Genomic DNA, 7,396 nt, shown 5'->3' with positions numbered 1-7,396 from the left:
CGGAACTCAGTGGGGTAGGGCTTCGGCACAGCAACATCCTTCCAGGCCGCCCTCCCAGGGCAAGCCAGATCAGATGTCACCTATTCGTGCAGCAGTCCCGGCGACTGTTGATGTCGTGTCGCGTGACGTGATCTCGGATGAGGCTTGGGCGGTGATCGGGCCGTTGTTCCCGGTGGTGAGGGCAACGGGTCGGCCGCCGGTTGACCGTCGCGCGGTGGTAGAAGCGACGCGTGGCGGTTCCGGACCGGGGCTCCGTGGCGTGATGTCCCAGAGCGGTTCGGGAATTGGAACACGGTATATAAGAACTTCAACCGGTGGTCCGAGCTGGGCGTCTGGGCGCGGGTCCTCGAGAAAGTCCAGTTCCTCGCGCAACAGCAAGGGGACTTGGATTGGGTCGCGTCGATCGACTCGACGATCGTGCGCGTGCACCAGCACGGCGCGACGCTTCCGCGAGTCACGGGGGCTCTGTCGAGCTACAAGAAGTTCGGGCTGGAGCCTCCTGATCACGCGATCGGTAGATCTCGCGGCGGCCTGACGACCAAGAAGCATCTGGTCTGTGACGGTCGCGGGCGCGCCCTGGCGTTCGTCCTCACTCCCGGGCAGGCGGCCGACACCAATTTGTTGTCGACGACGCTGGAGCAGATTCGTGTTCACGGCGCGGTCGGCAGACCGAGATCCCGGCCTGATCGGGTCCTTGCGGACAAGGGTTACCCGTCGCGGGCGAATCGGGCGTGGCTTCGCGACCGGGGCATCGCTGCGACGATCCCGGAACGGAACGATCAGATCGCCAACCGGCGCAAACGCGCCGGCAGGCCGATCGAGTTCGGCGACGAACAACGACACCGCTACCGCGGCCGGAACGTCGTCCAGCGCTGCTTCAACAAGCTCAAGCAATGGCGCGGGATCGCGATGCGCTCAGATAAGACCGCCCGGAACTACCACGCGGGACTCTGTCTCGCCGCCACGCTGCACTGGGTCGCCAGCAGCTAGCGAACGGACCTTAGGGCGTGTAGTCCTCGAACTCCCAGAAGCCGAGCCGGCCCAACCGGTTGCCGATCTCGCTCCAGTCGTCGCCCTCGACAGCTCGCACTCGGGCCTCGAACCAGTCGTGGAGGACTCGCTCGTGGAACTGCTCCATGGTCACGATGACGTGGTGTCGCGCGTCGTAGATGCCTCCCGTCTTCCGGCAGGCCTGAGCGAGCCACTCTGGCGTGCAAACGGTGACGTCGAACGTCTCGTCACCAGGACCGTCGGTGGGGCCAAGCGTCAACCGTGCGTTCATCCTGAACGCCGACGCATCGGCAGCCAGACTTCTGGGATCCGGGTCGAAAGCGAGACTCCGCAACATCGCACGCATGCGAACGATACTGCCGCATGAAACGCCGGGAGACTGGCCCACCGGGCCGCCGACCTGGTTTAGCAACACGCCCTAGTGCAAGCCGTAAAGCTTGACATGGCGCTGTCGGCTGTCGCTTCATCTGCTGCGGACGATGCTGAAGGAAACGCCTTCTCCCGCGTCAAGTGTGACCACCTCGCGCCGGTTCGCGCGTTTCCGCCAACGTTGTTACTTGGCATATGGGATCTGCAACGAATGGCCTGGGCATAGGGCCTGAGGCCTCTCATTGTTGCGCCTCGGCCAGCCGGTGCACCTCAGCCGTTCGCCAGCTTGTACGCATCAACGATCGGGCCAGCAAGCCGACCACGCTCGCTCACCTTGTGGCCGTTTGCACGCGCCCACTCGCCGATGACACTGAGGCCATCGCTACCCTTGCGACGACGGGGAGCGACTGGAGCGTTTCCTAGCGACCAAGCTTCCGACCAGCCTTGACGTGCGGAGCAAACGCTTCGCGCAGCGTCTCTGCGTTCTTGGCAGAAAGGTAAATCTCGTACTCGGTACCATCTAGGGTAAAGGAAACAGTCACTCCGTCTTGAAGGGGAGTGCCATCGAGGTCGATTGTCTGTGGCCAGCCGTAACTTTGGAACAGGACCGACACGTCAGAGAGCACGGGGCCTACGTGAACGGCGCAGAGAAAAGTTGGGATCGCGGGGGCATTGTCGTCACCCCGGGACTTCCCGAAGATTTGAGTCGCCCGAACGATATGCAGGATGTGTACCCGTCATCCACGCTGACCTTCGTCAAGGCTCTACGCAGCGCCGGATACCCGGTCTGGATTGCGAACCGGGAGGACGTACGCGAAGTTAGTCACCATTCCTCCGAGGTATGGCTCCCGGTGGCCAACTTCGGTCTCGATGTGCTCGCCGGTGGGATGGGCAACGTCTTAGCTGGCATCCTGATGCAGCTGTTCACTCATGCCTCCAGCCGCCGGGACAAGGTTCACATCAGGTGGAATGTCCAAGCGTCCGACGGAACAGTCCACGAGTTCGCGTTCGATGGGGACGCCGAGACCGGGATTGCGTCGGCGAGGGTGTTCGAGCGGAGCCTCGGCTACGGCAATGACTAGAGGTAGCGAGGGCGCAAGCTGTCTGGCAGAGGCGCAACGGTTGCTCGCGCGGTGCCGAATAGACCCGGCTGATGTCTCAGACGCAGACTACGTTGCTCTCCGTCGTGCCGCGCGGGCCGCCATCGATCGGTTAGATGATGAGCCCGAGTTCGACGAGGCCCACGAAACGTTGGATGAGGTTGGAAGTCTAGTTCGAGAGAATCGTCCACGTCTCTGTTTCCTCCAGTCGAAAGATGACGATTTCGTTCAGACCTGTCCGGTCGCTCTTGGGCATGTCCGGCTTGGTTTCAGCGTCGGGATGGAGATCGAGGAGAGTCACTGCTCGATCTGTAAGCGCGACCTATGGGAGTGTCCTCATGTTCCGGGTCAGACGTACGACGGCCATCCAGTCTCGCGAGTGATCACAAAAGCGAAGCTCTTCGAAGTGAGTGTGGTCAGTCGACCAGATTTCGCGGATGCTCGTATCACCGAGCGTCTCGTGTCCCGGGCTGACGTCGAGGCGATGTTCGGCGGCCCACTCCCTGACAACGCCCAACCGGTGTGTGATCGGTGCTTGACGCCGTGCCTGGGCATCTAATTGGGACGAGCGTGCCTGGTCGGATGGTTCCGGACTTGGCGCTCGGACCTGTACGCAATCCATCCCAGCAGGCGCTTCGTCGCCCACGATGGGTTCGAAAGCCATCGCCTGGAGTCCGCCAAAGAAGTCCTGATCAGAGTCGCTTTCAAGCAGATCGATGAACGCCTTTGCGCGCGGTCTTCCCAACGAGGTTCTCTCCTACGCTGGCTGTGATGACTGCGTTAGTCGAACTCGCGACGCAGGTACTTGGGTGCCTGCACCCGCCATGCCTCCGTCACGAGCTCGGCGAAATGATCGTCGTCAATCGCCCGCATCCGGAACGCGATCTTCGGCTCGCCCCACCCTGTCGTCTGCCGGAGGAACACGTCTGGCGCCATTTCGCGCAACGCGATCGCATCGAGCTCGTCGGCGACCTTCACGCCGACAACAAGCTCCGACGCTATGACCTCACGGAGATCTTCCGGGACGCTCGGCCATGGCGAGCACTCCCACGCGAAGAGCTTGTTGCGGACGAACCAGGCGGCACCGTTGGTCATCGTGCGCTCCTCGCTGCCGGACAGGCGGGCGGCGACACGACGCAGATCATCGAGCGTGGCCATGTGTAGAGACTAGGCATCCCCTCTGACACGAGCGGAATCGTGCTGGGGCTTCGCCCCGTTCTTCAACACGGATGGAACCCGATAACAGCAAGCGCTGCCTGTGTGTCGCCCGGGTCTCCGCGATGTTTGGCGTACGCGTCAAGGCGTCCGGCGCCGCCGCGAAAAGTAGCTGATGAGAAGCCGTGCGTCCGCTCGTCAATCGATCCGGCCTTGCGTCGTCGTCGTTTGATGTCTGCAACGCGCTGTGTCACGCCCGCCACACGTTGGTATTCTCGGCCGACAACACTCCGGAGGGAATCCATGACGCGCGACGAACCGGACGTGACTGGCAACGAGAGCTGGTCGCTGCCGGTCGTTTGGGTATGGTTCCAGCTGCTCACCTTGTCGGTCCTCGTCATCGTCGGCGTGTCCATCCTGGTGCTGACCATGACCGGTCACGCGGGGTCGCCGCTGTGGTTCCTCGCGACCTGGTTCGTCGTCCTCGGGTGGAACGTCTATTGGTGGCTGTTCCGTGTTGCGTATCGAGTCGAGCTCGTCGGTGAGACGTTGCGCTGGAAAGCACCATTCGCCAGCGGCGCGTTGTCGGTGGGCGCGATCACCAGTGCGGGGAGGTTCTTCGGCACTTTTCTTCTGCGTCCTTCGAGCGCCTGGTCACCAGTCGTTGATCGTCTTCACACAGTCTTGGTCGTTCGAGCCGATGCTCGCCGCGCTGAACCGGCTCAACCCTGCCGTGCCTCCCCACGAGCCGTCGCGGTAGGTCGGACCCTCATCAGCCTGGCGTCAGATCCGCATCGGACGACGCTCGTGAGTGCGCGAAGAACCTGGGCGCGAGGGCTGTCTTGGTAGGGTGGAGGCTCACGGAGCCCGGGGCCCGCGTCCTCCGTCTCCGCCACGAATCCCTGATCCACCATCCTTTCTGAGGCTGCCGGATCCGCGCCTCCTCGAGGGAAGGACATCCCCGCCATGACAGTCGAGCCCGGGATCTACCAGCACTTCAAGGGTGCTCGCTACGAGGTCGTCGCCGTGGGTCGCCACAGCGAGACCGAGGAGCAGCTGGTCTTCTATCGCAAGCTCTACGACGACTACAGCTACTGGGCGCGGCCGCTCGCGATGTTCGAGGAGCACGTCGAGCGCGACGGATACAGCGGCCCGCGCTTCGCCCGGATCGCCTGAGCTTCCGGACCGCCCGAGTCGTCCGGACCGCCCGCGCGGCGCGGACCCTGTCCGGTGTCGGCGCCGTGCGCGATGATGGCAGCATGGCCGAGATCAAGACCCAGCCCACGACGGCGGACGTCCCCGCGTTCCTCGAGGCGGCCACGCCGGAGCGTCGCCGGATCGACGGCCTCGCCCTCGCCGAGATCTTCCGCGAGGTGACCGGCGCGGACCCCGTGCTCTGGGGGCCGACGATGGTCGGCTACGGCACCTACCGCTATCGCGGGGCCAGCAGCGAGGGCGACTGGCCCAGGGTCGCGTTCTCGCCCCGCAAGGCGCAGCTGTCGCTCTACGGCCTGAAGGACCTGCCCGAGGGCGCCGCGCTGCTGCCGAGCCTCGGGAAGTACACCGAGGGGCGCGGCTGCGTCTACGTGCGCACCCTCGACGACATCGACCTCGACGTGCTCCGCCGCCTCGTCGAGATTGCGTGGAATCGCGGCGACGATCCGGAGCGGTGAACCCCATGTCGAACGACCGCGCGTCCGCATTCCTCGCTCTGCACCACGGCTCCGGCTTCGTGCTCCCCAACGCGTGGGATCCGGGATCCGCACGCATGCTCGCCCAGCTCGGCTTCCCCGCGATCGCGACGACGAGCGCCGGCATCGCCTGGTCGCTCGGCGTTCCGGACGGCGGGGCGGTGGATCTCGACACGATGCTGGAGAAGGTCGCGGCCATCGCCGCGGCGGTCGACGTCCCGGTCACCGCGGATCTCGAGTCCGGGTACGGGGACGACCCGCAGGACGTCGCGCGCACGGTGCTGCGCGCGACCGAGATCGGCGTGGTCGGCGGCAACCTCGAGGACACGGACGGGGGCACGCTCTTCGGCATCGACGAGGCGACGGAGCGGATCGCGGCGGCCCGCGCCGCGGCACCGCGGGGGAGCTTCGTGCTGAACGCCCGCACGGACGCCTACTTCTTCGGCGGTGCGTCGGATCCCTTCGCCGAGACCGTCGCCCGTGCGCAGCGCTACATCGAGGCCGGCGCGGACTGCATCTTCGTGCCGGGCGTGAACGACGAGGACAGCATCCGACGTCTGGCTGCGGAGATCCCGGCCCCGCTCAACGTCGTGGCCGGTCTCGCCTCGCACGTCATCCCGGCGCCCGAGCTCTTCGCGCTCGGCGTGAAGCGGGTGAGTCTCGGCGGAAGCATCGCCCGTGCGGCGCTCACCGCCGTCGAACGCGCGGGGCGCGAACTGCGCGACACCGGCACGCTCGGCTTCCTCGACGGCGCCCTCCCGTACGCCGAGGTGCAGCGCCGGTTCGCCGACTGAGCGACGCGTCGCAGCGCGCGCTCGGCAAACGGGCCGGCCCTCGGCAGAGAGCCGACCCGCACGACGAGGGGCTCAGCGCCCGATGCTCGACATGTCGGCGTAGCGCTCGCCGGCCGCACGCGGCAGATCGGCGAGGGCGGCGAGCTGCTCCGCCGTGAGCACGAGCGCGTCCGCGCCGACGTTCTCCTCCAGGCGGGACACCCGCTTGGTGCCGGGGATCGGCGCGATGTCGTCGCCCTGGGCGAGCACCCAGGCGAGCGCGACCTGCGCCGGCGTCGCGTCGATGTCCGTGGCGATCCGCTCCACGGCGTCGACGATCCGCAGATTCGCGTCGAGGTTCTCCCCGGCGAAGCGCGGGTTGCTGAGCCGGAAGTCGCCGGCGTCCAGGTCTTCGGCCTTCCGGATCGCGCCCGTCAGGAAGCCGCGGCCGAGCGGCGAGTACGGCACGAGGCCGATCCCGAGCTCGCGCAGCACGGGCAGCAGTTCCTCCGCGGGATCCCTGGTCCACAGCGAGTACTCGGTCTGCAGCGCGGTCACCGGATGCACCGCGTGCGCGCGGCGGATCGTGGCCTCGCCCGCCTCGGACAGGCCGTAGTGCAGGATCTTCCCTTCCGCGACCAGCTCGGCGAGCGCCCCGACGGTCTCCTCGATCGGCGTCTCCGGATCCATCCGGTGCTGGTAGTAGAGATCGATGCGATCGGTGCCGAGGCGCTGCAGCGAGCCCTCGACCGAGCGCCGCACGTTCGCCGGCGTGCCGTCGAGCACCCGGCCTCCCTCGCTGCGGGCGTGCACGCCGAACTTCGTGGCGATCACGACGCCGTCGCGCCGTCCCGCGAGCGCACGGCCGACAAGCTCCTCGTTCGTGTGCGGGCCGTACATCTCGGCGGTGTCGAGCATGGTGACGCCGAGATCGAGCGCACGGTGGATCGTGCGGATGGACTCGGCCTCGTCCGTGTTCGCACCGGAGTAGAAGGCCGACATGCCCATGCAGCCGAGCCCGAGCCGGCCGACGGAGAGGGTGCCGAGAGTCGCGTGGTTCATGAGGGGAGCCTTTCGGAGTAGAGAGCGATCTTGAGGTCGATGGCGCCGAGGGCGTCGTCCAGCTCCGCCCGCCGGGCCAGCACGGTCTCACGGTGCTCGCGCAGCAGGGCGAGTCGAGCCGCGCTGGTGCCGTCGCCGGCCCGGGCGAGCTCGACGTAGCGTCGGAGCGTCGCGATCGGCATGGCGGTGGAGCGGAGCTTGCGGAGGAACCCGAGCCAGGCGATGTCGCCCTCGG

General features: G+C 66.4%; 11 protein-coding genes. 6 read left to right on the top strand and 5 right to left on the bottom strand.

Going from position 1 to position 7,396, the window contains the following annotated elements; genetic code table 11:
• The first annotated feature begins 73 nt into the window (after positions 1–73).
• Positions 74–990, top strand: a protein-coding gene (locus B7X32_RS16305) for an IS5 family transposase (RefSeq protein ID WP_292721934.1) whose coding sequence is annotated in 2 segments (ribosomal slippage) — positions 74–227 and positions 227–990 — 918 coding nt in all. Because the reading frame shifts where the segments join, the coding sequence is not laid out codon by codon here.
• Positions 991–1,000: 10 nt separating this feature from the next.
• On the opposite strand, the gene B7X32_RS16300 is transcribed toward B7X32_RS16305, so the two are convergent.
• Both B7X32_RS16300 and B7X32_RS21085 read right to left on the bottom strand, forming a co-directional pair.
• The gene (locus tag B7X32_RS16300) at positions 1,001–1,348 is read right to left on the bottom strand and encodes an Imm8 family immunity protein (RefSeq protein ID WP_292721931.1); all 348 of its coding nucleotides are present in this window, start codon (positions 1,346–1,348) and stop codon (positions 1,001–1,003) included.
• Positions 1,349–1,799: 451 nt separating this feature from the next.
• Positions 1,800–1,922, bottom strand: a complete 123-nt coding sequence (locus tag B7X32_RS21085; RefSeq protein ID WP_366247001.1) for a histone-like nucleoid-structuring protein Lsr2 — start codon at positions 1,920–1,922, stop codon at positions 1,800–1,802.
• A gap of 93 nt (positions 1,923–2,015) precedes the next feature.
• On the opposite strand from B7X32_RS21085, the gene B7X32_RS16290 reads away from it, so the two are divergent.
• On the top strand, positions 2,016–2,462 hold the full coding sequence (locus tag B7X32_RS16290) for a hypothetical protein (RefSeq protein ID WP_292721928.1): 447 nt from the start codon (positions 2,016–2,018) through the stop codon (positions 2,460–2,462).
• A 798-nt stretch (positions 2,463–3,260) separates the two neighbouring features.
• On the opposite strand, the gene B7X32_RS16285 is transcribed toward B7X32_RS16290, so the two are convergent.
• A complete protein-coding gene (locus B7X32_RS16285; protein ID WP_292721925.1) occupies positions 3,261–3,638 on the bottom strand; it encodes a hypothetical protein in 378 nt (125 codons plus the stop codon).
• Positions 3,639–3,938: 300 nt separating this feature from the next.
• Between B7X32_RS16285 and B7X32_RS16280 the strand changes: the two genes are divergently transcribed.
• From B7X32_RS16280 to B7X32_RS16265, 4 genes are all read left to right on the top strand, one after another.
• Positions 3,939–4,484: a hypothetical protein gene (locus B7X32_RS16280; RefSeq protein ID WP_292721923.1), complete on the top strand. Its 546-nt coding sequence runs from the start codon at positions 3,939–3,941 to the stop codon at positions 4,482–4,484.
• 117 nt (positions 4,485–4,601) lie between these two features.
• Positions 4,602–4,811: a DUF1653 domain-containing protein gene (locus tag B7X32_RS16275; protein WP_292721920.1), complete on the top strand. Its 210-nt coding sequence runs from the start codon at positions 4,602–4,604 to the stop codon at positions 4,809–4,811.
• Positions 4,812–4,894: 83 nt separating this feature from the next.
• Positions 4,895–5,308 carry a DUF1801 domain-containing protein gene (locus B7X32_RS16270; RefSeq protein ID WP_292721917.1) on the top strand — a complete coding sequence of 138 codons (414 nt, stop codon included), beginning with the start codon at positions 4,895–4,897 and terminating at the stop codon, positions 5,306–5,308.
• 5 nt (positions 5,309–5,313) lie between these two features.
• On the top strand, positions 5,314–6,120 hold the full coding sequence (locus B7X32_RS16265) for an isocitrate lyase/phosphoenolpyruvate mutase family protein (protein WP_292721914.1): 807 nt from the start codon (positions 5,314–5,316) through the stop codon (positions 6,118–6,120).
• A 72-nt stretch (positions 6,121–6,192) separates the two neighbouring features.
• On the opposite strand, the gene B7X32_RS16260 is transcribed toward B7X32_RS16265, so the two are convergent.
• Positions 6,193–7,161: an aldo/keto reductase gene (locus tag B7X32_RS16260; protein ID WP_292721911.1), complete on the bottom strand. Its 969-nt coding sequence runs from the start codon at positions 7,159–7,161 to the stop codon at positions 6,193–6,195.
• Positions 7,158–7,396, bottom strand: a 239-nt coding sequence (locus tag B7X32_RS16255) for a MerR family DNA-binding protein (protein ID WP_366247000.1), incomplete at its 5' end; no start/stop codon positions are given. The genes B7X32_RS16260 and B7X32_RS16255, both read right to left, overlap by 4 nt.

Source organism: Microbacterium sp. 13-71-7 (assembly GCF_002257455.1).
In the GTDB taxonomy this organism is placed as follows: Bacteria; Actinomycetota; Actinomycetes; order Actinomycetales; family Microbacteriaceae; genus Microbacterium.
The sequence above is the reverse complement of the archived record's forward strand: the minus strand, read 5'-3'. Positions and strand labels throughout refer to the sequence as shown.